At 59.9% G+C, this 22,721-nt stretch carries 20 protein-coding genes; 7 read left to right on the top strand and 13 right to left on the bottom strand.

Features of this window, described 5'->3' with window-relative positions:
• Positions 1 to 131: 131 nt before the first annotated feature.
• The 6 genes from pepN to H8B20_RS26515 are packed head-to-tail and all read right to left on the bottom strand — an operon-like array spanning position 132 to position 6,649.
• Entirely contained in the window at positions 132 to 2,789 is a 2,658-nt protein-coding gene (gene pepN, locus H8B20_RS26540) for an aminopeptidase N (protein WP_210625067.1), read from the bottom strand.
• A 10-nt stretch (positions 2,790 to 2,799) separates the two neighbouring features.
• Positions 2,800 to 3,630: a DUF2797 domain-containing protein gene (locus tag H8B20_RS26535; RefSeq protein WP_210625066.1), complete on the bottom strand. Its 831-nt coding sequence runs from the start codon at positions 3,628 to 3,630 to the stop codon at positions 2,800 to 2,802.
• The gene (locus H8B20_RS26530; protein WP_042558818.1) at positions 3,627 to 3,887 is read right to left on the bottom strand and encodes a YeaC family protein; all 261 of its coding nucleotides are present in this window, start codon (positions 3,885 to 3,887) and stop codon (positions 3,627 to 3,629) included. The genes H8B20_RS26535 and H8B20_RS26530 overlap by 4 nt, the downstream gene beginning before the upstream one ends.
• A gap of 34 nt (positions 3,888 to 3,921) precedes the next feature.
• Positions 3,922 to 4,791 (bottom strand): rhomboid family intramembrane serine protease, encoded by an 870-nt coding sequence (locus tag H8B20_RS26525; protein WP_150595427.1) that lies wholly within the window; start codon positions 4,789 to 4,791, stop codon positions 3,922 to 3,924.
• Positions 4,791 to 5,762, bottom strand: a complete 972-nt coding sequence (locus H8B20_RS26520) for a metallophosphoesterase (RefSeq protein WP_210625120.1) — start codon at positions 5,760 to 5,762, stop codon at positions 4,791 to 4,793. The genes H8B20_RS26525 and H8B20_RS26520 overlap by 1 nt, the downstream gene beginning before the upstream one ends.
• Positions 5,759 to 6,649 carry an NAD(+) kinase gene (locus H8B20_RS26515; RefSeq protein WP_042558815.1) on the bottom strand — a complete coding sequence of 297 codons (891 nt, stop codon included), beginning with the start codon at positions 6,647 to 6,649 and terminating at the stop codon, positions 5,759 to 5,761. Before H8B20_RS26515 ends, H8B20_RS26520 begins: the two co-directional genes overlap by 4 nt.
• 115 nt (positions 6,650 to 6,764) lie before the next feature.
• Between H8B20_RS26515 and H8B20_RS26510 the strand changes: the two genes are divergently transcribed.
• Positions 6,765 to 7,715, top strand: coding sequence for a DUF1853 family protein (locus H8B20_RS26510; RefSeq protein WP_210625065.1), 951 nt, complete (start codon positions 6,765 to 6,767; stop codon positions 7,713 to 7,715).
• Positions 7,716 to 7,808: 93 nt separating this feature from the next.
• Here the strand turns inward: H8B20_RS26510 and H8B20_RS26505 are convergent, their stop codons facing one another.
• Together H8B20_RS26505 and H8B20_RS26500 are read right to left on the bottom strand one after the other, a co-directional pair.
• On the bottom strand, positions 7,809 to 9,092 hold the full coding sequence (locus tag H8B20_RS26505) for an arsenic transporter (RefSeq protein ID WP_042558813.1): 1,284 nt from the start codon (positions 9,090 to 9,092) through the stop codon (positions 7,809 to 7,811).
• Between the two features lie 154 nt (positions 9,093 to 9,246).
• On the bottom strand, positions 9,247 to 9,804 hold the full coding sequence (locus H8B20_RS26500; RefSeq protein ID WP_042558812.1) for an NADPH-dependent FMN reductase: 558 nt from the start codon (positions 9,802 to 9,804) through the stop codon (positions 9,247 to 9,249).
• 181 nt (positions 9,805 to 9,985) lie between these two features.
• Between H8B20_RS26500 and H8B20_RS26495 the strand changes: the two genes are divergently transcribed.
• Together H8B20_RS26495 and H8B20_RS26490 are read left to right on the top strand one after the other, a co-directional pair.
• Positions 9,986 to 10,222, top strand: coding sequence for a hypothetical protein (locus H8B20_RS26495; protein ID WP_042558811.1), 237 nt, complete (start codon positions 9,986 to 9,988; stop codon positions 10,220 to 10,222).
• Between the two features lie 85 nt (positions 10,223 to 10,307).
• Positions 10,308 to 11,201, top strand: coding sequence for a LysR family transcriptional regulator (locus H8B20_RS26490; RefSeq protein WP_047300754.1), 894 nt, complete (start codon positions 10,308 to 10,310; stop codon positions 11,199 to 11,201).
• On the opposite strand, the gene H8B20_RS26485 is transcribed toward H8B20_RS26490, so the two are convergent.
• The 5 genes from H8B20_RS26485 to H8B20_RS26465 all read right to left on the bottom strand — a co-directional run bounded on the left by H8B20_RS26485 (position 11,167) and on the right by H8B20_RS26465 (position 16,426).
• Positions 11,167 to 11,781, bottom strand: a complete 615-nt coding sequence (locus H8B20_RS26485; protein WP_047300753.1) for a GNAT family N-acetyltransferase — start codon at positions 11,779 to 11,781, stop codon at positions 11,167 to 11,169. The genes H8B20_RS26490 and H8B20_RS26485 overlap by 35 nt on opposite strands.
• A 14-nt stretch (positions 11,782 to 11,795) precedes the next feature.
• A complete protein-coding gene (locus H8B20_RS26480) occupies positions 11,796 to 14,051 on the bottom strand; it encodes an Orn/Lys/Arg family decarboxylase (protein ID WP_210625064.1) in 2,256 nt (751 codons plus the stop codon).
• Between the two features lie 112 nt (positions 14,052 to 14,163).
• Entirely contained in the window at positions 14,164 to 14,922 is a 759-nt protein-coding gene (dnaQ, locus tag H8B20_RS26475; RefSeq protein WP_210625063.1) for a DNA polymerase III subunit epsilon, read from the bottom strand.
• 191 nt (positions 14,923 to 15,113) lie between these two features.
• Positions 15,114 to 15,575 carry a ribonuclease HI gene (gene rnhA / locus H8B20_RS26470; protein ID WP_042558800.1) on the bottom strand — a complete coding sequence of 154 codons (462 nt, stop codon included), beginning with the start codon at positions 15,573 to 15,575 and terminating at the stop codon, positions 15,114 to 15,116.
• A 92-nt stretch (positions 15,576 to 15,667) separates the two neighbouring features.
• Entirely contained in the window at positions 15,668 to 16,426 is a 759-nt protein-coding gene (locus tag H8B20_RS26465) for a class I SAM-dependent methyltransferase (RefSeq protein WP_210625062.1), read from the bottom strand.
• A gap of 66 nt (positions 16,427 to 16,492) precedes the next feature.
• Between H8B20_RS26465 and gloB the strand changes: the two genes are divergently transcribed.
• The 4 genes from gloB (at position 16,493) to H8B20_RS26445 (ending at position 22,717) form a co-directional block, all read left to right on the top strand.
• The gene (gene gloB / locus H8B20_RS26460; protein ID WP_210625061.1) at positions 16,493 to 17,260 is read left to right on the top strand and encodes a hydroxyacylglutathione hydrolase; all 768 of its coding nucleotides are present in this window, start codon (positions 16,493 to 16,495) and stop codon (positions 17,258 to 17,260) included.
• A gap of 99 nt (positions 17,261 to 17,359) precedes the next feature.
• Positions 17,360 to 18,823, top strand: a complete 1,464-nt coding sequence (locus tag H8B20_RS26455; RefSeq protein WP_210625060.1) for a transglycosylase SLT domain-containing protein — start codon at positions 17,360 to 17,362, stop codon at positions 18,821 to 18,823.
• A gap of 223 nt (positions 18,824 to 19,046) precedes the next feature.
• The gene (locus tag H8B20_RS26450; RefSeq protein ID WP_210625059.1) at positions 19,047 to 20,879 is read left to right on the top strand and encodes an extracellular solute-binding protein; all 1,833 of its coding nucleotides are present in this window, start codon (positions 19,047 to 19,049) and stop codon (positions 20,877 to 20,879) included.
• A complete protein-coding gene (locus tag H8B20_RS26445; RefSeq protein ID WP_210625058.1) occupies positions 20,876 to 22,717 on the top strand; it encodes an extracellular solute-binding protein in 1,842 nt (613 codons plus the stop codon). Before H8B20_RS26450 ends, H8B20_RS26445 begins: the two co-directional genes overlap by 4 nt.
• The last annotated feature ends 4 nt before the right edge of the window (positions 22,718 to 22,721 follow it).

Below are 22,721 nucleotides of genomic sequence, written 5' to 3'. Positions count from 1 at the left end.
GCAAAACCCCTGTAGGAGCTGCGGCACGCTGCGATCTTTTGATGTTGATTTAAAGATCAGATCAAAAGATCGCAGCGTGCCGCAGCTCCTACAGGGTTTTGTGTTTGCCGAAGATATTGATTAGGCGAGCATTACGCCAGGCTCTTGCTCACCACCTCATACACATCACTCGACAGCTCACCCGAAGCCAGAATCCGCTCCAGTTCGCCTTTCATCAACGCCTGACGGGCGCTGTCGTATTTGCGCCAGCGCGTCAGCGGTGCCAGTTGGCGCGAAGCGATTTGTGGGTTGAAGCCATTCAGCTCGATCACCAGATCCGCGAGGAAGCGATAACCGGAGCCATCCGCCGCGTGGAAGTTGATCAGGTTCTGCCCGGCAAAAGCCCCCACCAGCGCACGCACCTTGTTCGGGTTCTTGATGTTGAACGCCGGGTGCTGCATCAGCGCTTTTACCCGCGCAAGACCGCCCGGCAACGTGCTGCCGGCCTGCACGCTGAACCACTGATCCATGACCAGCGGATTGTCCTTGAAGTGCTCGGCGAAACTCGCCAGCGCCAGGTCCTTCTGCTCATCAAACGGCGAGTTGACCAACACTGCCAGCGCGGTCAGGCGCTCGGTCATGTTGTCGGCCGTTTCGAACTGCTCCAGCGCCGCTGCCAGCACTTCCGGCTTGCCGCTGAGCATCAGGTACGACAGCGCGATGTTCTGCAGCGCACGACGGGCAAAGTGTTCGGCCTCGGCCACGTACGGGGTTTTCTTCGACAGGTCGCGGTTGGCCTGATAACGCAGCCACAGCGCCTCGAACAATCCTTCAGCCAGTTGCTTACGGGCAAACTCACGCGCGCTATGGATGGCATCAACGTCTGCGACTTCGCTGATTTCGGTGAGGTACGCCTCACCCGGCAGCGAGAGCATCTCGGCAACCATCGCCTGATCCAGCGACTCATCGGACAGCACCGTGCGCAGGGCCGACACCAGACGCGGGTCGAGCTTCAGGCTTTCGCCCTTCTGTTGCTGGCCGATCAGTTCTTGCAGCACCTGTACCGACAGTTGCTGACCGGCATCCCAGCGGTTGAAACCGTCGCTGTCGTGCTGCATCAGGAACATCAGTTGATCGCGGTTGTACGGGAAGCTCAGTTTCACCGGCGCCGAGAAACCGCGCAGCAAGGATGGCAGCGGCTGTTCAGCGATATCGACGAAGGTGAACGTCTGCTCAGCCTCGGTCACCGAGATCACGCGGGTGGTGCCTTGGGCCGACGCTTCGCCGCTCAGACGCAGGGCAATCTCATTGCCATTGCTGTCGAGCAGGCCCAATTCAACCGGGATCACAAACGGCAGTTTTTCCACCTTGTCCGGGGTTTCCGGGCAGCTTTGGCGGAAGGTCAGGCTGTAGGTTTTCGCCGCAGCATCGTAAGACTCGCTCACTGCCAGACGCGGCGTGCCGGCCTGGCTGTACCAGCGTTTGAACTGGGTCAGATCAACACCGTTGGCGTCTTCCATGGCCTTGATGAAGTCATCGCAGGTCACGGCTTGGCCATCGTGACGGTCGAAGTACAGATCGCTGCCTTTGCGGAAGCCTTCGGCACCCAACAGGGTGTGGATCATGCCGACCACTTCCGAACCCTTTTCGTACACGGTCAGGGTGTAGAAGTTGGAAATCTCGATGAAGCTGTCCGGGCGCACGGCGTGGGCCATCGGGCCGGCGTCTTCGGCAAACTGGTGGGTGCGCAGGTAGGCGACATCCTGAATGCGCTTGACCGTGGCCGAGTTCATGTCGGCGGAGAAGCCCGAATCGCGGAATACGGTGAAGCCTTCCTTGAGCGACAGCTGGAACCAGTCGCGGCAGGTCACGCGGTTGCCCGACCAGTTGTGGAAGTATTCGTGGGCGACGATCGCTTCGACCCGCTGGTGTGCGGCATCGGTGGCGGTTTCGGCACGGGCCAGCACGGCGCTGGAGTTGAAGATGTTGAGACCCTTGTTCTCCATGGCGCCCATGTTGAAGTCATTCACGGCGACGATCATGAAGATGTCCAGATCGTACTCGCGACCATAGACCTCTTCGTCCCAGCGCATCGACTTCTTCAGGCTGTTCATGGCGTGCTGGCACTTGTCGATGTTTTCCGGTTCGACGTAGATGCGCAGCGCGACTTCGCGCTCGGTCATGGTGGTGAAGGTGTCTTCAACGCACCACAAGTCACCGGCCACCAGCGCGAACAGGTACGCCGGTTTCATGAACGGATCTTCCCACGTTGCCCAGTGCCGGCCGTCTTCGCCTGGCCCCGAGGCAATCGGGTTGCCGTTGGACAGCAGCACCGGATAGCTGTGCTGTTCGGCCACCACGGTGGTGGTGAACTTGCTCATCACGTCCGGGCGGTCGAGGTAATAGGTGATTTTGCGGAAGCCTTCGGCCTCGCATTGGGTGCAGAACATCGCGCCGGACTTGTACAGGCCTTCCAGCGCAGTGTTGGTTTCCGGGTGGATCCTGACGCTGGTGTCGACCGTGAAGGTTTCGCTGGTCGGCTGCAGGATCAGGTTGTTTTCGCTGAGCTGATAAGCGTCGGCACTCAGTTCCTGATCGGACAGCGTCACCGACAGCAGTTCCAGTTGCTGGCCATCAAGCACCAGCGGCGGCAGGCCCGCGCCACGCGCCGGGTTGCGGCGCATCACCAGTTGCGCATGGACCAGGCTGTGGTCCTCGAACAACTCGAAGGTCAGGTGCGTTTCGTCGATCAGGTACTCGGGCGCCTGATAGTCCTTGAGGTAAATCATCTTCGGTTGTTCGGTGCGCATGCTGGAATCCTTATTGATGCACGGCGAGCTGATAAGCCGTGTACTTGCGAATATTGATCACGCCGGTGTCGAAGATCAGGTACTGGCCCTTGATTCCCAGCAGCGTGCCTTCGGCAATGGGGTTCTTGTCCAGGTTGAAGCTGACGATTTTGGCCGGGTATTGCTCGACCGGATAGCGGATTTCGAGAGGTTCGACATCGGCAATCGTCTGAATGGCTTGTAGGCCGAATCGCTCTTGCAAGCCTTGCAGACCTTCGGCGCAGCTTTCAAACAACTGTTCACGCACCTGCGCCAGATCCACAGACACCGCATCGCCCTTGAGCAGCGCACGCCAGTTGGTCTTGTCCGCCACCTGACTGCGGAACAGGTCTTCAACGAAGCCTGACTGCTGTCGCGTGGACACACGCATGATGGGCAATGCCTGACTGGCGCCCTGATCAAGCCAGCGCGTCGGCAATTGGGTTGCACGGGTAATGCCGACCTTGATGCCCGAGGAATTGGCCAGATAGACCACGTGGTCGGTCATGCAAAACTGCTGGCCCCACACCGGATCCCGGCAGGTGCCCGCATGAAAGTGGCAACGCTCCGGGCTCATGATGCACAGATCGCACTGCGCCAGTTTGGTCATGCACGGGTAGCAATACCCCTGGCTGAAACTGGTTTTGGTCTTGCGCCCGCAATGGGTGCAATGTATCGCCCCCAGATACTCCAGACGCACCGTCGTGCCGATCAACGGGTTGACCGGCACCTCGACGTCATCCAGACGAAACGCATATTGCACGTTCGGCCCGTCAAGGCGCGCCGACATTTTGCTGATTGCACCGCGGCCAATCTCGATCAATGGATGGCATCCGACTTGAACAGGATGTTCGGCACTTCGATCGACTTCGACGCACATTCTTGCGGGCCCATGTAACCGGTGCGCTGGTCTTCAGGCAGGTTCTGGATTTCCCAGGCGATCATCGCCTGCAACGACAACTCGCGCTGTTCAGCGGTGAGCTTGCCACCGTCGGCCCACTTGCCGATTTCCACGGCCAGTTTCAGGCTCTCGTAGATGTCCGGGGTGATGTTCTTGATCATGTCGTTAAAAGAGGACATCTGGGTCTCCGTGCTCTTTATCTACAAACTAAAATTAGATGGCCAGTTTACGGCGGTTATACAAACCACCCAACAAACCGGTGAAGCATCCGATGAGTAACCCGCTGACATGCGCGGCGTTGGCGATTTCACCAAAACCGATCATCGAGATCAGCCCGGACATGCACACCACCAGCCATACCAGCATCATCACCAACACGCCGCGCGGCAGGCGATAAGCCGGATTCGGCGCCAGCAACTGGAAAATCCAGCAATGCCCGAGCAAGCCGTAAAGCACGCCGGACAGGCCGCCGAACAGGGTCGGACCGCTCCAGACAAATTGCGCGTAGTTGGAAACGAGGCTGAACAATAAGGTCAGGCCGATCAGGTTGATGCTGCCCTGACGCGACTCAATGCGCCGCCCCAGCTCCCAGTACCACATGCCATTCATGGCCAGGTGCAGGATGCCAAAGTGAATCAGCATCGGCGTGACCAGACGCCACCACTGCCCCGCCGCGAGGCTGTCGGCCAATGGCGTGAAGTGGATGTACTCGCCGATCACGCGAAAATCGAGAAAGGTCAGCCAGCGAAGGGTTTCAAGATTTTCGCCGAGGAAGGTCAGGCCGCCGACGATCAGGCTCAGCAGCAGGATGAACCCGGTAGCCTTGGCATGCTTCAGTTGCTCGACAAACCCGGGGCGCTTGAAAGTCTGCGCAACCGGGATATCCAGCTGCTGATCGGGATCGCCCGCCGGAAAACGCTCGTACAGCGAACGCACGTCGTCGCTGATCTCCGCAGGCGCCCACAGCACCTGCTCGCCCGCCTCTTCACTGACTCGATGGGGCACTTGCATGCGTTGCAACAGCGTGACGAAACCGCTCAGATCCACCGCCAGGGGCAGACGCAATACCGCTACCGAACTCATTACAGCACCTCCGGCCGCTCGACATCGACCCAGACAAATTTATGCGGATCCAGACGCGTTTCCTGATCCAGACGATAGGCGACGAGTTTGCCGTAGAGCACCGCGCTGTAATCCAGACACGCGAGGTTCGGGCGGATCGGCGCCGGTTTGCCGCTGCGCCAGTAGTGGCCGACGAACAGCAATGGCTCATCTACACCGTAGCGCAGCAGGGAATTCTTTTCGGTTGAAGTCAGCGGGGTTTGCGCCACCGGCTCCGGCAGTGCATCGGGCTGGAAGACAATGTCGCCGTAGGTTTTCGGATCGTCCTCCCAGAACTTGGTGCGGAAGAACGAACGCACCAGGCCATCGCCACTGGTCATGGTCTGGCCGTCGGGCAGGCGCATGTCGGTACCGCGCAGCAAGCGGTCGAACACGGTGCAGGCGAAACTGCCCGGCACTGCCGAAGCCTGGAGGAAGTGTTCATCGATGCAGCCGTCGGGGAACAACGCGCGCAACGGCTCGATCAGGCCGGCATCCCAACAGGCATGCACCACGCGAAAACGCCCGGCATCGACGAACAGCGGCAGTTGATAGAACCACTGCTGGAAGTCATGCCAGTCGCCCGGATGGTCTTCGAATTGCGTCAGGGTTTCATGCAGCAGGCGCGCATGGCGCGGCGTGTGTTCGCGCACAAACTGCTTGCCGCTGCCCGGTGGCGCCGGGGTGCTCCAGCCCAGAGCGTTGAATTCGTGGTTGCCCATGATGCACAAGGCCTGACCGGCCTCGACCATGTCATGGACGATGTGCAGCGCCTCGCGAATCCGCGGGCCACGGTCGATGATGTCGCCGACGAACACGGCCATGCGCGATGGATGCCGCCAGACCCCGCCCTGCTTGTGATAGCCGAGGCGATCAAGCAAGTGTTCGAGGGTCAGCGCGCATCCGTGCACGTCACCGATCAAGTCATAACTGCGCGCGGGATCGAGCATCAGTCGCCTCCACCACCCAACTTGCTGCCCCAGCCGAGCTTGGTCCGGCAGACTTCGTAGTAGTTGTGGTCGAGCGGGTGAATCAGCCGCAGCTTTTGCGCTTTTTTGCTGACAGTGATGGTGTCGCCCGGCGCGCAGGTGAAGTGGTTCTGCCCGTCGCAGGAGACTTGCGGGTAGATCTGCATATCTTTGGACACGACGATTTTCAGCTCACTGTTGCCATCGACCACAATTGGCCTGCTGGACAACATATGGGGATACATCGGCACGATCACAATGGCGTCGAGCTTGGGATGCATGATCGGGCCACCGGCAGACAGCGCATACGCGGTGGAGCCGGTCGGTGTGGCGACGATCAGGCCGTCGGCCTTTTGGCTGCAGACGAACTGGCCATCGATGTACAGCTCGAACTCGATCATTCGCGTCGACTTGCCGGGGTGCAGCACCACATCGTTGAGCGCGTCGCCCTGTCCGATGGCCTCGCCGTGGCGGCGAACTTCGGCTTGCAGCAGGAACCGGTTTTCCACCAGGTAGTGGCCGTCGAGTACTTTGGCGACTTCGACTTCCAGCTCATCCGGGCGAATGTCAGTGAGAAACCCGAGGCTGCCACGGTTGATCCCGAGCACCGGCGTATTGTGTTTGGCCAGCGCTCGGGCGGCGCCGAGCAGGCTGCCGTCGCCGCCGACAACGATGACCATGTCGCAGACTTCACCGAGCATCTTGCGCGACGAGGTTTGCAGGCCATGCCCTGGCAGGACTTCGGCGATGGTGTCTTCGAGGATCACATGCAGGTGACGATCGAGCAGAAACCGTTTCAGTCGGCGGACGGTATCCAGCACCTGAGAACTGCCCAGGCGACCGATGATGCCGATATTACGAAATTGCTCCATGGGACCTCTGCGGACAATCGAAAACGCGAAAAACCCGATTATGGGCGAAAGCCGCCGTTAGACAAAATCCTTTCAGCCTCAAGGGAGGGCGCGTGTTTAAGGCTATGCTCGCAAGATGATCCTATTTCCAGACCTGCTGCAGCTACCCCACCGATTACGCCATCCGCACGTGCGCGATCTGGCGTGGGTGATCCTCGCCCCGCCGATGCTCGCGACCACGCCGTGGCCGCAGCGCCATCCACTGGCGGGCAGCGACTGGGTCAGCGATCCCGAGCGACTGGAGCAATGGCTGCGTCAGCTCGATCACGACAGCAGCGGTTTGCTGCACTGGTTGTCCCAGGCACGCACGCGGCGCCTGGGTTTGTATTACGAGCGACTGTGGCAGTTTGCCGTGCAGCACGCGCCAGGCATTGAGTTGATCGCGGCCAATCTACCGATCCGCCGCCAGGGGCACACCCTTGGCGAGCTGGACATGCTGCTGCGTGATCGCGACGGCGTGCATCACCTGGAACTGGCGATCAAACTCTACCTCGGCCCGCAAAACGGCGACGGCCAGGATCCGGCGCAGTGGCTGGGGCCAGGTTGCCATGATCGACTGGATCGTAAACTGGCACACTTGGCCGAACATCAACTGCCCATTTCGGCGCGCCCGGAAAGCCGTGAAACCCTGGCTGCACTGGATATCGAGGCCTTCAGTGCACAACTGTGGCTGGGCGGATATCTGCTGTACCCGTGGCCCGGCAAGTCGCAATCACCGAATGGCGCGCATCCGCAGCATTTGCGTGGCAGTTGGTTGCATCAGAAAGACTGGCCGGCATTCCTGGCGCAGCGTCCGCCGGGACGCTGGCAACCCCTGCCCCGCCATGCCTGGCTGGCGCCGGCGCATTACCCGGCGGATCAGACCTGGAGCCGTGAGCATTTGCAGATGTGGCTCGAGGCGCTGGAACCCTTGGCGCCAGCGCAACTGATGGTGCGCCTGACCGAGAATGCGGGAGGGGAATGGGAAGAGGCGGAGCGGCTGTTTCTGGTGTCCGACCTTTGGCCGAATGTCCCCGGGCAACCCTGAGAATCTGTGGTGTTCATACCGGCCCCCTCGCTGGCAAGCCAGCTCCCACAGGTTTCTGTGAGAGCTGGCTTGCCAGCGAGGGGGCGACCCCGGTCAAAGGGATAAGCGCAATGCCAACGCCGCCAACGTCACCAACAACACCGGCACTGTCAGCACAATCCCCACCCGGAAGTAATACCCCCAGCCAATCCGGATCCCCTTGCGCTCCAGCACATGCAGCCACAGCAAAGTGGCCAGACTGCCAATCGGCGTGATCTTCGGCCCCAGGTCGCTGCCGATCACGTTGGCGTAGATCATCGCCTCCTTGACCACCCCGCTCGCCTGACTGGCATCAATCGACAAGAGCCCGATCAGCACCGTCGGCAGGTTGTTCATGATCGATGACAACAGCGCCGTCAGCACGCCGGTTCCGAACGCCGCGCCCCACACACCATATCCGGCGAAACCATCGAGCCAGCCAGCCAGATACCCGGTCAACCCGGCATTGCGCAGGCCGTAGACCACCAGATACATGCCCAGCGAGAAAATCACGATCTGCCACGGCGCTTCTTTCATCACTTTGCGTGTGGAAATCTTGTGGCCACGGGCGGCGATCGCCAGCAGCAGCGCCGCGCAGACAGCGGAAATCGCACTGATCGGAATGCCCAGCGGTTCCAGCGCGAAACACCCGATCAGCAAAATCACCAACACCGCCCAACCGGCATAGAACGTGGCTTTGTCGTGGATCGCGGTTTCTGGACGCTCGAGCTGTTCGGGGTCGTAAGCCGCCGGAATATCGCGACGGAAAAACCACATCAGCATGCCCAGCGTCGCGGCCACACTGACGAAGTTTACCGGCACCATCACCGCCGCATAGCGGTTGAAGCCGATGTTGAAGAAGTCCGCCGAAACGATGTTGACCAGGTTCGACACCACCAGCGGCAGGCTTGCAGTGTCGGCGATAAACCCTGCACCCATGACGAACGCCAGGGTCGCTGCCGGCGAAAAACGCAGCGCCAGCAGCATGGAAATGACAATCGGCGTAAGAATCAACGCCGCTCCATCATTGGCGAACAGCGCCGACACCAGCGCGCCGAGCAGCACCATGAAGGCAAACAGCTTGCGCCCGCTGCCCCGCCCCCAGCGCGCCACGTGCAATGCGGCCCAATTGAAAAAACCGGCTTCGTCGAGCAGCAGACTGATAATGATCAGCGCAACAAAAGTGCCGGTGGCGTTCCAGATGATTTGCCACACCAGCGGGATATCACTGAGGTGCACCACCCCAAAGATCAGCGCCAGCACCGCGCCCAACGTCGCACTCCAGCCGACACCTAGGCCTTTGGGTTGCCAGATCACGAGGGTAATGGTCAGTAAAAAAATCAGTGACGCAAAAAGCATTCCTAACAACCTTCAATAGGGTGAAATAACTCAATCCACAAAACCTGTAGGAGCGAGCTTGCTCGCGAAGAGGCCTTCAGCCACACATTATGGGTGATTGAAGGTCCGCCTTCGCGAGCAAGCTCGCTCCCACAGGGCTTCGGTTAAGAGGTCTTTACTTTTTGTGTTGCTCGACGAACTGGCCATAAGCATCAATAAACTTTTGCAAGAACGGCTTCACCGACTCGCTCAATTTACCCGCCTCGTCAAATGCCGAGCCCGCGCCACCCAAATAGGCTTCCGGTTGCTGCATGCAGTGAACATCAAGAAACACAAACGACTGGCGCAGATGCTGGTTCGCGCCAAAACCGCCGATTGCCCCCGGCGATACGCTCATCACCGCGCCCGGCTTGCCGCTCCAGGCGCTCTTGCCGTAAGGCCGCGAGCCGACATCGATGGCATTCTTAAGCGGTGCCGGCACGGAACGGTTGTACTCCGGCGTTACAAACAACAACGCGTCGGATGAACCCACTTTTTCACGGAAAGTGCTGTAGGCTGCGGGCGGTGAATCACCGTCGATGTCTTCGTTGTACAGAGGCAGGTCGCCAATCTCGACAATCTCAAGCTTCAGGTTCGCCGGCGCCAGCTCAGCCAGTGCCAAAGCGACCTTGCGATTGATCGAAGCTTTACGCAGGCTACCAACCACTACTGCGACGTTGTAGACATTGCTCATGGAAACTCTCGACTGTCAGTGGGGGAGCCACTAGTTATAGATGATTCGATGACGATTTCACCAGCTAAGGAGGGAAATTCCCGCCTGCTGATTATTTTTTTCCTGTAGGAAAACTTACAGCACTTGATGACGGTCTACCAAGCCGCAAATCAAGCGTTTTATCTCCAGAGGTTCTAAGCAGATGGCAGCAGTACTCGTCGGTCAGTTCCATGCAAGAGATGCGGAAGGCCGCGTTTATTCCGTGCATGAGTTCCAGGAATCCACTCCGTCGGCGGACGGAATCACCGGCAAGGAGCCCGTCACCACTTACAAACTGGCGATTGGCGATCGCATCGAGAAACTTGATGACGCTGAATTCAAGCTGGTTCAGTCGGGCATTATCCTGACGCGAGAACCTGAGCCAATCGTCGCTTCATAAGCGTGCGTTATGAGCAGAAGTCATATGCGCAGACTTGGGGTAGGATTCGGCCTCTGACCCCACCTGCTGAACATGGACTTCACGCATGCGTTTACGCCATATCGAAGTGATTCAGGCGCTCTTGCAGACTGGTCACATGGGCACCGCCGCCGAATGGCTGCAGTTGCCGGTGACCGAAGTCGAAGAGCGTTTGCGTGAAGCCGAGAGTCAGTTGGGGTTCATGCTGTTCGCCAGCGTTCGCGGGCGCCTGCAATCGACGCCCGAGGCGCGGGCGTTGCAGGTGGAAATCGCGCACGTTTACGAAGCGCTGGAACCGGTGCAACGCCTGGCCAGCAGCCTCAAGCAATACCTCGCACCGCCGCTGCGCATCATCGGCACCCCGCCGCTGGCGCAACAATTACTCCCGCACAGCCTCGCCGCCCTGCGTCGACGCGTGCCAGACGCACCGTGCAGCCTGCTCAGCGCGCCGACCCGCGATATCGTCCGCAGCTTGCTGCTGCGCGAAAGCGATCTCGGCTTGAGCCTGCATGATCCCGAACACCCCGACATTCATTGCCAGCCACTGGCCCAGAGCAAGCTGCAACTGCTCGCGCCGCATGGCTGGCTGCAACCCAGACAAAAGTACATTTCCCTACAGGATCTTGCGGGCCAGGCGATGGTCGGACTCGAGGGTCAGGACCCGCTGAGCCCGGCGCTGGATAACAAACTCCAGGCCGTGCGCCCGGCGCCGAGTATCCAGACCCGCGTGCAAACCCACCAGATGATGCGCAGCATGGTCGAGGCTGGCGAAGGGCTGGCCATCGTCGACCCGTTTACCGCGCTCGGTGCACGTGCGGCCGGGCTGGATGTCTGCCCGCTGTCGCCTGCCGTGCCGATCAGCCTCTACGCCCTGACCTTCAAACACGCCGCCCCCTCATCGGCGATTCAGACGTTACTGGCGATCATCACGGAACAAGCCGAGGCGATGTTGTCGAACTGAGCGGATTTTCCAGCGGGTTATCGAACAATCGATACCAGAACAGCGCCTCTTCGGCGGTGTTCGGATCAATACCGCGATAACGCAACTTGTCGACGCCGCCAATCACATACCCGCATCGCTCATACAGCCGACAGGCACCGAGGTTGTTGTTCTGGGTTTCGAGCATGATGCCCGGTAGCTTCTTCTTGCGACTCCAGAACTGCGCCACATCCAGCAATGCCTTGGCCACGCCATGGCGACGGGCCGGCGCGTGCACCGCCAGTTCATCGATATGGGCAAAGCCGTTCCAGTTGGTGCTGATCACCAGATGGCCCACTGGCTCATCATCGAGGTAGGCCATAAATATCGCGCTATCGGCAGCTTTGTGAAAGCTGCTGAATTCCTCGGGATCAATGCCATAGCACTTGCGGTACGGCACGATGGGCGTCACCCGCCACTGGTCGACGGGTTTGCCGATAACAGCGACACCATACGCCGCGACTTCAAAACTGAAGTCACTGCCCCAGATATAAGGCGCAAAACCTTCATCGGCAACCCGCACCGACAGCCCTGGGTGTTTTGGATTCATGACCGGTTGCATGCTCGCAAAGCTCCTCATTCCTTGACGCAATCGACGGTGTAATGCCGCCCATTGCCTTCGTCTTCATGTTGCAGTCCATGTACATCGGCAACGAAACCCTGGAAGCTGCTATCGAACGTGCGGGCAAATTTCAGGTAATCGATGACCGAGCGAGTCGACTCGGTAAAGCGCTCGCCGGGCATAATCAACGGAATGCCCGGCGGATACGGCACCAGCATCACGGCAGCAATCCGCCCTTCCAGCTCGTCGATCGGCACCGCCTCGACTTCACCGCGCACCAGGTGATCGTAAGCGTGGGCCGGCTTCATGGCGATTTCCGGCAGCACCGTGTACATGCGTTTGAGATGCCTGGCGGTGGCATTGCTGCGATAACAGGCGTGCAACTGATCGCACAAATCCCGCAGGCCCATGCCGCGATAGCGTGCGGTATCTTGCTGAGCGACACACGGCAGACACGTCGCCAGACTTACATTAGCGTCGTAACTGCGCTTGAACTCCAGCAACTCGGTGAGCAACGTGCTCCATTTGCCTTTGGTGATGCCCATGGAGAACAACACCAGAAACGAATACAGCCCGGTCTTCTCCACCACCAGCCCACGCTCCCAGAGGAACTTGCTGACCACCGCCGCCGGGATGCCCTTCTCGCTCAACGCGCCACCGGCGTTCAGGCCCGGCATCACTAGCGTGACCTTGATCGGATCGAGCAACACGTAATCGTCGCTGACCTCGCCGAAACCATGCCAGTCGGCGTCGGGCTTGAGCAGCCAGTCCTCGGTGTGGACGCGGTCGATGCCTTCGACACCCGGCGGCTGCCAGATCGAAAACCACCAGTCATCCGCCGCGATGTGCTGACGCAGATTGGCCAGCGCACGGCGAAAACTCAGGGCTTCGTCGAAGGTTTCCTGCAACAGCGAGCGCCCGGCCGGGCCTTCCATCATCGCCGAAGCCACGTCCAGCGAGGCGATGATGCTGTACTGCGGCGAGGTCGAGATGTGCATCATGAATGCTTCATTGAAACGATCACGATCCAGTTGCCGCGCGCCGCCGTCCTGCACATGAATCATCGAGGCCTGACTGAACGCCGCCAGCATCTTGTGAGTGGAATGGGTGGTAAACACCAGAGGACTGTCTTCACTGCGCGAAGTGTCCATGCCATAGCGCCCGGCGAAGAACTCGTGAAACGCCGCATAGGCGTACCAGGCCTCGTCGAAATGCAGCACTTCGACGCTGTTGCCCAGGCTTTGCTTGATCAGTTCGGCGTTGTAACAGAGCCCGTCGTAGGTCGAGTTGGTGACCACCGCCAGTTTCACTTTCGGCGCGCGCCCCTTGGTCAGCGGACTGGCGTCGATCTTGGCCTGGATCGATTCGCGGCTGAATTCGCTGAGCGGTATCGGGCCGATAATCCCCAGTTCATTACGCTCCGGGCACAGGTACAGCGGGATCGCGCCGGTCATGATGATCGCGTGCAGCACCGACTTGTGGCAATTGCGATCCACCAACACCAGATCATCGCGAGCGACCATCGAATGCCAGACGATCTTGTTGGCGGTCGAAGTGCCGTTGATCACGAAAAAAGTGTGGTCGGCTCCGAAGTTGCGTGCTGCGCGGGCTTCCGCCTCGGCGAGCGGGCCGGTGTGATCGAGCAGCGAACCGAGTTCGGGCACCGACACTGACAAGTCGGAACGCAGAGTGTTTTCACCGAAAAACTGATGAAACGCCTGCCCCACCGGACTCTTGTGATACGCCACGCCGCCGCCATGGCCGGGGGTGTGCCAGGAATAATTGGAGTCGGCGGTGTGTTGCACCAGCGCCTTGAAAAACGGCGGCAGCAAACCGTCGAGATACTTGCGCGCCGCCCGCGCCACTTGCCGGGCCAGAAACGGTACGGTGTCTTCGAACAGGTAAAGGATGCCGCGCAGTTGATTGAGCTCGGCCATGGCATCGGCCGGGGCATTTTCCAGGGTGACTTGCTCGCCCAAGGCGAAGATCGGCAGATCCGGTGCCCGCACCCGTGCGAGGCTGATCAGTTCGGCCATGTTCTGCAAGAGATGCGAGTCGGTGCTGGCGTCCTCGGCGGCAATCAACACGCATGCCAGACCATGATGGGTCGAAGCCACCAGACGCCCTTCCGCGTAGTCGGTGGCCGAAACGATACCGAAACCTTCCTGCTCCAACTCCCGGGCAATGCCTCGAATACGATCGCCGGCGACCGTGTCTGCCTTGATATCACGATGGACAATCAATACCGGAAATTTCAAGTCTTTGTACATGAGGCTCAGTGTCCTGAGGCGGCGGATTCGAATCCGCCAATGCATTCAGGGTAGAGGGTTGCAGCGAAAGTGGCGAGGGTGGCCAGTTGTCAGCAACGCGATCTTTTGATCTTCAAGCCTGCGCGTCAGCCTCGGCAATCTGCGTCCACAACGCCGGGCCACCGGCCGACTTGGCAATGATCTCCAGCCGCACCAGATGCGCAGCCAGTTCAGCTTCAGTCGCACGAATGATCCGTGCTGGCTGGCGATCAGCCGGCAAGCGACGAATCTCGGTAGCGGAGTTGTCCGAGCCATCGCCCGTGCCATTGCCGTCGGAGGCGTTGCCGGCCAGCGACAGACTGGTCTGGCCACCGGTCATGGTCAGGTAGACGTCGGCGAGGATCTCGGAGTCGAGCAAGGCGCCGTGCAGTTCACGGCCGGAGTTGTCGACGCCATAACGTTTGCACAATGCATCGAGGCTGTTGCGCTGACCCGGGTGACGTTCCCGGGCCATCATCAGGGTGTCGAGGATCGAGCAGTGTTGCGTGATGTCTGCGAGATCCTGTCGCCCCATCAAGGCGAATTCGTTGTTGATGAAGCCAACGTCGAACGCCGCGTTGTGGATGATCAGCTGCGCGCCTTTGATGAACTCGAAGAACTCATCGGCGACTTCGGCAAAGCGCGGCTTGCCGACGAGGAATTCGTTGGTGATGCCGTGGACGCCGATGGCGCCTTCGTCACTCTCGCGATCCGGTTGCAGGTAAACGTGGAAATGCCGGCCCGTGAGGCGCCGACCGATCAGTTCGACACAACCGATTTCGATAATCCGGTGACCATCGGTCACCGGCATGCCGGTGGTTTCGGTATCGAGTACAACGGATCTGGTGGCCATCAGTGCTCAGCTCTCAACGGGTCAATCGGGCAAAAACGCGGATCTTAACACGCTCACGGGGTGTATCTGCCTTGGCGCGTTATCGTTCTTCGCCAGCAGGCTCGCTCCTGGAGGGGGATTTGTGAGCTGCACAAATCCAATGTGGGAGCGAGCCTGCTCGCGAATGGGCGCCACGGTGGAACTGGAAAGAATCAGCTCTGTTTGTAACCGCGCACTTCATCAACGCCACGGTTCGCCAACTGGTCAGCCCGCTCGTTACCGTGATGACCAATGTGCCCGCGCACCCACTTCCAGGTGACCTTGTGGCGGTTGACCTGCTCGTCCAGCTCTTTCCACAGATCAGCGTTCTTCACTGGCTCTTTGGCAGCTGTCTTCCAGCCGCGCTTCTTCCAGTTGACCATCCACTCGTTGATGCCCTTCATCACGTATTGCGAGTCGGTCACCAGCAGCACTTCACACGGGCGCTTCAAGGCTTCGAGGCCGCGGATCGCGCCGAGCAGTTCCATGCGATTGTTGGTGGTGTTGGCTTCGCCGCCCCACAGTTCCTTTTCGACGCCCTTGCACACCAGCAAGGCGCCCCAGCCGCCCGGACCGGGATTGCCCTTGCAGGCGCCATCGGTGAACAGTTCTACGCTTTCGACGGTTTCGCTCATGCCAATCTATCCAGAAAAAATGCGTGCCTCGCCAATCGCGGATCGACGATGACTGCGGCCGAAGCAAGTCCGGCCACTATAAAAAGAAGGGTTTACGGTTCGATGCGGCGGCGGTTGACCTTGGCCATCGGCAGCGGAATCAGCTTGCCCATCGGCTCGCGTCGCTCCTGACGCAGTGGGCGTAGCCCGACAACAATCTTGCGCGCCACCAATAAGTAGAAGCCGCCTCCCGACAGTTGCCAGTCACCGGCCTTGCTTTCCCAGCCGGCCAGACGGGCCTGCCACTTGGGCGACGCAAGCGGCGGACGATAGCACCCGAAGCGGCGTTTCTCCAGCGCAAAGCCCAGCAGATTGAGCCAGTCGGCAACCCGCGAAGGCGAGATGCAGCGTGCCTTGCGCAAGGCGTCGTGAGCAAACGCATGGCGCAGGCCCCAGGTGCTCCAGGGGTTGATGCCGATAATCAGTAAATGCCCGCCAGGGCGGACGCTGCTCGCCGCTTCGCGCAACAGACCGTGAGGTGACAGACAGAAATCCAGTCCATGCTGCATCACCACCACGTCGGCGGCGTGCTCGCTCAATGGCCAGGCCTGCTCTTCGCAGACGATCTCGACCCCCGGCAACGGCGCACCGAGCCGCACGTTGCGCTGCACTTGCGGCGCTGACGGCGGGGTTTCGGCCGAGGGGCCGTAGTGCACCAGATAGCCACCAAAGAACCGGGCCAACTCGTCCTCGAGCATGCGCCGCTCTTCATCCAGCAGAAATTGCCCGAGCGGGCCCGACAGCCATTCACGGGCGGCGCTGATCAACGCCAGCCAGTCGGGATCTGCCTGAGCGAACGCTTTATCGGTCATGTGATTCTCCAACGCGCCAGGAACTACTAAGATGCGCCAATGTTTTCCGCTTGGCGAATTCCGACGATGATACAGATCAGTGCCCTGCCCGCGTTCACCGATAACTACATCTGGTTGTTACAGGATCACCGTGCCCAGCGCTGCGTGGTGGTCGATCCAGGCGATGCCGCGCCCGTGCTGGCGTGGCTCGACGCCCATCCTGGCTGGGTGCTGAGCGATATCCTGATCACCCACCATCATCACGATCACGTCGGCGGCGTCGAGCGCCTGAAGCAGCTCAGCGGCGCCACCGTGTACGGCCCGGCCAGCGAAAATATTCCGGCACGAGACGTGGCCCTCAAGGACAACGACAGCGTCAGCGTGCTCGGCTGGGACTTCGATGTGTACGCGGTGCCCGGTCACACATTGGGACACATTGCCTATTATCACCACGGCTTGCTGTTTTGTGGCGATACGCTGTTTGCCGCCGGTTGTGGCCGCTTGTTCGAGGGCACGCCTGAGCAGATGCACCACTCGCTCGGCCGGCTCGCCGCGCTGCCTGAAGATACGCTGGTCTATTGCACCCACGAATACACCCTGAGCAACCTCAAGTTTGCCGCAGCGGTTGAACCGGGCAACCCGGACATTGCCGCCCGTCTGGAAAAAGTCACCCGGCAACGGCAAAACGGTGTCATGACCCTGCCCTCGACCCTGGCGCTTGAAAAGCTCACAAATCCGTTTTTGCGCACCACTGAAACATTGGTTACACAAAAAGTGGACGAACGGGACGGCGCTCAAAACCGGGGCCCGAGTGAGGTTTTTGCGGCTCTGCGGGCATGGAAAGATACGTTCTAAGTGCCCCATGGCCTGATACAAAAATTCTGAATGGTTGACCGCAAGGGGTGCACTTTCTAGAATCGCCCGACATTTTTGCCCGGAACTTACTTCCAGCCAATGTCGTCATCCATACGTAAGTCCGTCAATTCAGATGCGTTGACCCGCCTGGCGCAAGCCATCGCGGTGGCGGTGTCTGCCACGCTGGCGGGCTGTTCCAGCCATGCCCCGCAGCCTGAAGCGACCCATACGCCGAACATTGCTGCGCGAGCGAAGCAGAAGCCGATCTGGCTGACCGAGAAGCCCAGCCCACAGGTTCCCCAGGATGTCTGGGAGCGCATGCGCCAGGGTTTCCAGTTGCAGGAAGGCCTGGGTGTGAACCCGCGCATCGAGCAGCAGCGCCTGTGGTTTGCCAGCAACCCCTCTTTTCTCGAGAACGCCGGCGAACGCGGCAGTCTCTATATCCATTACATCGTCGAACGCCTCGAAGAACGCAACATGCCGCTGGAACTGGCCCTGCTGCCAGTGATTGAAAGCTCGTACAACCCGATGGCCTATTCCCGGGCCCATGCGGTAGGTCTCTGGCAATTCATTCCTTCAACCGGTCGTTACTTCAACCTGCGTCAGACCCGTTTCTACGATGGCCGTCGCGATATCACTGCCTCGACCACCGCAGCAATGGATTACCTGACTCGTCTGCACGATATGTTCAACGGTGACTGGCTGCTGGCGCTGGCGGCCTACAACGCCGGTGAAGGCACAGTGAGCCGCGCGATCGAGCGTAACGAAAGGCTCGGCCTGCCAACCGACTACTGGAACCTGCCGCTGCCAGCGGAAACCCAGGCCTATGTGCCAAAGTTGCTGGCCCTGTCGCAAGTGGTCCTGGCGCCGGAAGCCTACGGCGTCAATCTCAATCCGATCGCCAACGAACCGTACTTCCAGGTCGTCGAAATCAACCAGCGCATGGACTTGTCGAAAGTCGCTGCGGTGGCCAACATCGACGAAGACGAACTGTTCCAGCTCAACCCGGCGTTCAAGCAGCGCACGACCATCGACGGGCCTCAGCATTTGCTGGTGCCGACGTCCAAGGCGCAACTGCTGACCGCCAGCCTGCAAACCATGCGTCCTGACGAGTTGATCAGCCCGCGCTCGCTGAAACCGGTGTTCGAAGGTGCCGATCCTGCCGAAGTGGCGCAGCTCAAGCGCGCCTACCGCGTGAAGCGCGGCGACAACCTTGGCACCATCGCCAAGGCCAACAAGGTTGAAGTCAAGGATCTGCAACGCTGGAACAAACTGACCGGCAAGAACCTCAAGGTCGGTCAGACCCTGGTGATGCAGGACAACACCAAGCGCAGCCCTTCGCGCAAGAGTGGCCGGGTCAACACCGTAATTGCGGCGAACAGCAAGGCCAAAGGCAAGGCCGAGAGCGCCCAGCAGACCCAGTACAAGGTCAAGCGCGGCGACACCCTGTATGTTGTGGCCAAGCGTTTCAATGTTGAGATGCAACATCTCAAGCGCTGGAATCCGGGTGCCGGCAAGGCATTGAAGCCAGGGCAGATGCTCACGGTTTATTCGCCGCATTGATTGATAAAAAAGCCCCTGAATTTCAGGGGCTTTTTTTCGACGGGCGTCTGACTTGAACGCGGGGTGACTGGCAGATCCATCCCCTCTCCCTTCTGGAAAGGGTCAGGGTGAGGGGTTCTTCGGCAAGAGGATTAACAGCCCATTACCCGGCTATCTTTTTCCTGTCCAGACAAGCTGTTACTGTACGGCCCACAAAGCCCAAGCCGCCTGGATCAGATCTGACTTGAAGCGTCCCCTCCTCCTGCTCCTGATCAGCCTGGCCTTGAGCTCACCCGCAAGTGCGACGATTACCGAAAGTCACGGTTATGCGCAATTCGGCACGCTCAAGTACCCGGCCAGATTTACCCACTTCGACTGGGTCAACCCGCAAGCGCCCAAGGGCGGTACGTTGCGGGTAATGGCGTTCGGCACCTTCGATACGGTCAATCCGTACACCTTCAAGGGCACCAGCCCGGTTTCTACAGGGAATTTCCTTCAGTACGGCATCAACGAGCTGAATGAGCCGTTGATGGTCGGCACTGGCCAGTATTCGCCGTCCGGTGACGAACCGGCATCCAGCTACGGCTTGATCGCGCAATCGGTGGAGTACAGCGAAGATCGCAGCTGGGTGGTGTTCAATCTGCGCCCGGAAGCACGCTTCCACGACGGAACACCCATCACCGCCTACGACGTGGCGTTCTCCTACCGATTGCTGCTCAAGGAAGGTCATCCGCTATATCGCACCGCGCTGCAGGAAGTGCTGCGGGTCGACATCCTCAACAAGCAGCGCATTCGTTTCGTGATGAAGCGCTCAGGCAACCCGCTGTTGATTCTGCGCCTGGGCGAATTACCCGTGCTGCCGCAACACTACTGGAAAGACCGCGACTTCAAGGCCACCACCTTCGAACCGCCGCTGGGCAGCGGCCCGTACCGCATCACTTCGGTGACGCCGGGGCGCCAGTTGATCTTCGAGCGGGTCAAGGATTACTGGGGCAAGGACCTGGCGGTCAATCGTGGCAAGTACAATTTCGATCGCATGGAAGTCGAGTTCTACCGTGACAGCGACGTCGCTTTCGAAGCCTTCAAGGCCGGCGAGTTCGACATCTACATCGAGCATCAGGCGAAGAACTGGGCCAACGGCTACAACTTTCCGGCCGTGCGCCGTCGCGAGGTGATCAAGGCGCAGATCGCGCATCAGATCCCGACCCAGAGTCAGGGCCTGTTCATGAATACCCGGCGAGCGACCTTCGCTGACACCAGGGTTCGCGAAGCGCTGGGCCTGATGTTCGACTTCGAATGGACCAACCGCGCGCTGTTCAGCAATGCGTACAAGCGCACCACCAGTTACTACCCCAACAGCGAATTTTCCGCCAGCGGCCTGCCGGTCGGGCACGAATGGCTGATGCTCAAGCCGTACAGGGAGCAACTGCCGGCCAAGCTGTTTACCGAGCCGTTCACCCTGCCGCAGACCGACGGGCGCGGGGTCCCGCGGGACACTATGCGCAAGGCGCTGGCGTTACTTGCCGAGGCTGGCTGGAAACTTAATGGCCAACGCCTGCAAAACGCCGCTGGCCAGCCGTTTCGCTTCGAGCTGTTGCTGGTCAATCCGAACCTGGAACGCCTCCTCCAGCCGTATATCGAGAACCTCAAAAGTATCGGCATCGACGCGCGCCTGCGCACGGTGGATCGCGCCCAGTACAAACAACGCCTCGATCAATTCGACTTCGACATGATCCTGATGACGCTCAACCAGACCCTCAGCCCGGGCCTTGAACAATGGCAGTACTTCCATTCCAGCCAGGTCGGGATCAAGGGCAGCAAGAATTACGCGGGCATCGCCAATCCGGTGGTCGATCACCTGCTCGAACAATTGCTCGCCGCGCGCACCCGCGACGAGCAGGTCGCCGCCGGCAAGGCCCTCGACCGCGTACTGCTCTGGCAGCACTACAGCATTCCCAACTGGTACCTCAATTATCATCGCCTGGCCTACCGCAACCGGTTGGCCTTTGTCACCACGCCGCCCTTCACCCTGGGCCTGAGCGCATGGTGGCTGAAGTCTTCGGAGAAAGATCAATGAAACCGATCCGCGCCCTGCTCGTGCAGGCCAGCGGCCTGCTGTTCGCCGGGCTGGCGTTTGCCGCCCCGCAGCATGCCTTGACCCTGTACAACGAGCCGCCGAAATACCCGGCCGACTTCAAGCATTTCGACTACGTGAACCCCGACGCGCCCAAAGGCGGGACTTTTCGCCAGGCCGGGTCCGGCGGCTTCGACAGCCTCAACCCGTTCATCAGCAAGGGCGTACCTGCCGAAGACATCAGCCAGATCTACGACACCCTGACCAAGCACAGCCTTGACGAGCCCTTCACCGAATACGGCCTGATCGCCGGCAAGATCGAAAAGGCCCCGGACAACAGCTGGGTGCGGTTTTACCTGCGCCCCGAAGCGCGCTTCCACGATGGTCACCCGGTACGCGCCGACGACGTCGTGTTCAGTTTCGAGACGCTGACCAAGGAAGGTTCACCGCTGTTTCGCGGCTACTACAATGACGTCGCCGAAGTGATCGCAGAAGATCCGTTGAAAGTGCTGTTCAAATTCAAGCACACCAACAACCGCGAACTGCCACTGATCCTCGGCCAGTTGCCGGTGCTGCCCAAACACTGGTGGGCCGGGCGCGACTTCACCAAAGGCAACCTGGAAATTCCGCTCGGCAGCGGCCCCTACAAAGTCACCGAAGTGAAGGCCGGGCGCTCGGTGCGCTACGAGCGGGTCAAGGATTACTGGGGCAAGGACTTGCCGGTCAATCGCGGCTTTTACAACTTCGACACGATGACCACCGATTACTACCGCGACAACACCGTCGCGCTCGAAGCGTTGAAGGCCGGTCAATTCGATTACTGGCTGGAGATGACCGCGAAGAACTGGGCCAACGCCTACAACATCCCGGCCGTCACCGAGGGTCGGTTGATCAAGGAACAGATCGCCAACGGCAACCCGACCGGCATGCAGGGTTTTGTCTTCAACCTGCGCCGCCCGGTGTTCCAGGATGTTCGGGTACGTCAGGCGCTGGGGCTGCTGCTCGACTTCGAATGGACCAACAAGCAATTGTTCAACGGCGCCTATGTGCGCACCCGCAGTTATTTCGAAAACTCGGAAATGGCCGCCATCGGCCTGCCCGACGCTGATGAGCGGGCGATCCTCGACCCCTTTCGCAGCAAACTCCCGGCGCAGGTGTTCAGCGAAGCCTTCGAGAATCCGAAGACCGACGCCAGCGGCATGATTCGCACGCAGCAACGCGAGGCCTATCAACTGCTGCAAGAGGCCGGCTGGAAGATCGTCGACGACAAAATGGTCGACGCCAGCGGTAAACCGGTGGTCATCGAATTTCTGCTGACGCAGACCGACTTCGAACGCGTGTTGCTGCCGCTCAAGCGCAACCTCAGCGACCTCGGCATCGATCTGGTGATCCGCCGTGTTGACGTCTCGCAGTACATCAACCGCGTGCGTTCGCGGGATTTCGACATGATTGTCGGCAGTTTCCCGCAGTCCAATTCGCCCGGTAACGAGCAGCGCGAATTCTGGATGAGTGCCGCCGCCGACAAGCCGAGCAGCCGCAATACCATGGGCTTGAAAGATCCAATCGTCGATCAACTGGTCGAGAGCCTGATCAACGCTGATACGCGCAAAAGTCTAGTAGCCCATGCCCGCGCGCTCGACCGCGTTTTGCAGTGGGGCTATTACGTGATCCCCAACTGGCACATCAAGACCTGGCGCGTCGCGTACTGGAACCACATCGGCCACCCGAAAGTCTCGCCCAAGTACGACATCGGAATTAATACCTGGTGGGTCAAACCCGACGCGAAACCGGCGATAGAAGTCGAAACCAAACTGCAAGCCGACCCTGCGGGCACGGAGTAATCAG

The sequence above is a fragment of the Pseudomonas sp. P42 genome (genome assembly GCF_017973755.1).
GTDB classification, from domain to species: domain Bacteria; phylum Pseudomonadota; class Gammaproteobacteria; order Pseudomonadales; family Pseudomonadaceae; genus Aquipseudomonas; species Aquipseudomonas iridis.
Note: the sequence above shows the minus strand (reverse complement) of the source record. Positions and strands in the feature narration are given on the sequence as shown.

Excerpts from the sequence above, each read along its gene's own strand:
- H8B20_RS26490 (WP_047300754.1), top strand. The coding sequence starts at position 10,308 with ATGCGTTTACGCCATATCGAAGTGATTCAGGCGCTCTTGCAGACTGGT.
- H8B20_RS26465 (WP_210625062.1), bottom strand. The coding sequence starts at position 16,426 with ATGACCGATAAAGCGTTCGCTCAGGCAGATCCCGACTGGCTGGCGTTG.
- H8B20_RS26515 (WP_042558815.1), bottom strand. The coding sequence starts at position 6,649 with ATGGAGCAATTTCGTAATATCGGCATCATCGGTCGCCTGGGCAGTTCT.
- dnaQ (WP_210625063.1), bottom strand. The coding sequence starts at position 14,922 with ATGGCCACCAGATCCGTTGTACTCGATACCGAAACCACCGGCATGCCG.
- H8B20_RS26445 (WP_210625058.1), top strand. The coding sequence starts at position 20,876 with ATGAAACCGATCCGCGCCCTGCTCGTGCAGGCCAGCGGCCTGCTGTTC.
- H8B20_RS26480 (WP_210625064.1), bottom strand. The coding sequence starts at position 14,051 with ATGTACAAAGACTTGAAATTTCCGGTATTGATTGTCCATCGTGATATC.
- pepN (WP_210625067.1), bottom strand. The coding sequence starts at position 2,789 with ATGCGCACCGAACAACCGAAGATGATTTACCTCAAGGACTATCAGGCG.
- gloB (WP_210625061.1), top strand. The coding sequence starts at position 16,493 with ATGATACAGATCAGTGCCCTGCCCGCGTTCACCGATAACTACATCTGG.
- H8B20_RS26530 (WP_042558818.1), bottom strand. The coding sequence starts at position 3,887 with ATGTCCTCTTTTAACGACATGATCAAGAACATCACCCCGGACATCTAC.
- H8B20_RS26505 (WP_042558813.1), bottom strand. The coding sequence starts at position 9,092 with ATGCTTTTTGCGTCACTGATTTTTTTACTGACCATTACCCTCGTGATC.
- H8B20_RS26495 (WP_042558811.1), top strand. The coding sequence starts at position 9,986 with ATGGCAGCAGTACTCGTCGGTCAGTTCCATGCAAGAGATGCGGAAGGC.
- H8B20_RS26455 (WP_210625060.1), top strand. The coding sequence starts at position 17,360 with ATGTCGTCATCCATACGTAAGTCCGTCAATTCAGATGCGTTGACCCGC.
- H8B20_RS26510 (WP_210625065.1), top strand. The coding sequence starts at position 6,765 with ATGATCCTATTTCCAGACCTGCTGCAGCTACCCCACCGATTACGCCAT.
- rnhA (WP_042558800.1), bottom strand. The coding sequence starts at position 15,575 with ATGAGCGAAACCGTCGAAAGCGTAGAACTGTTCACCGATGGCGCCTGC.
- H8B20_RS26525 (WP_150595427.1), bottom strand. The coding sequence starts at position 4,791 with ATGAGTTCGGTAGCGGTATTGCGTCTGCCCCTGGCGGTGGATCTGAGC.
- H8B20_RS26485 (WP_047300753.1), bottom strand. The coding sequence starts at position 11,781 with ATGCAACCGGTCATGAATCCAAAACACCCAGGGCTGTCGGTGCGGGTT.
- H8B20_RS26500 (WP_042558812.1), bottom strand. The coding sequence starts at position 9,804 with ATGAGCAATGTCTACAACGTCGCAGTAGTGGTTGGTAGCCTGCGTAAA.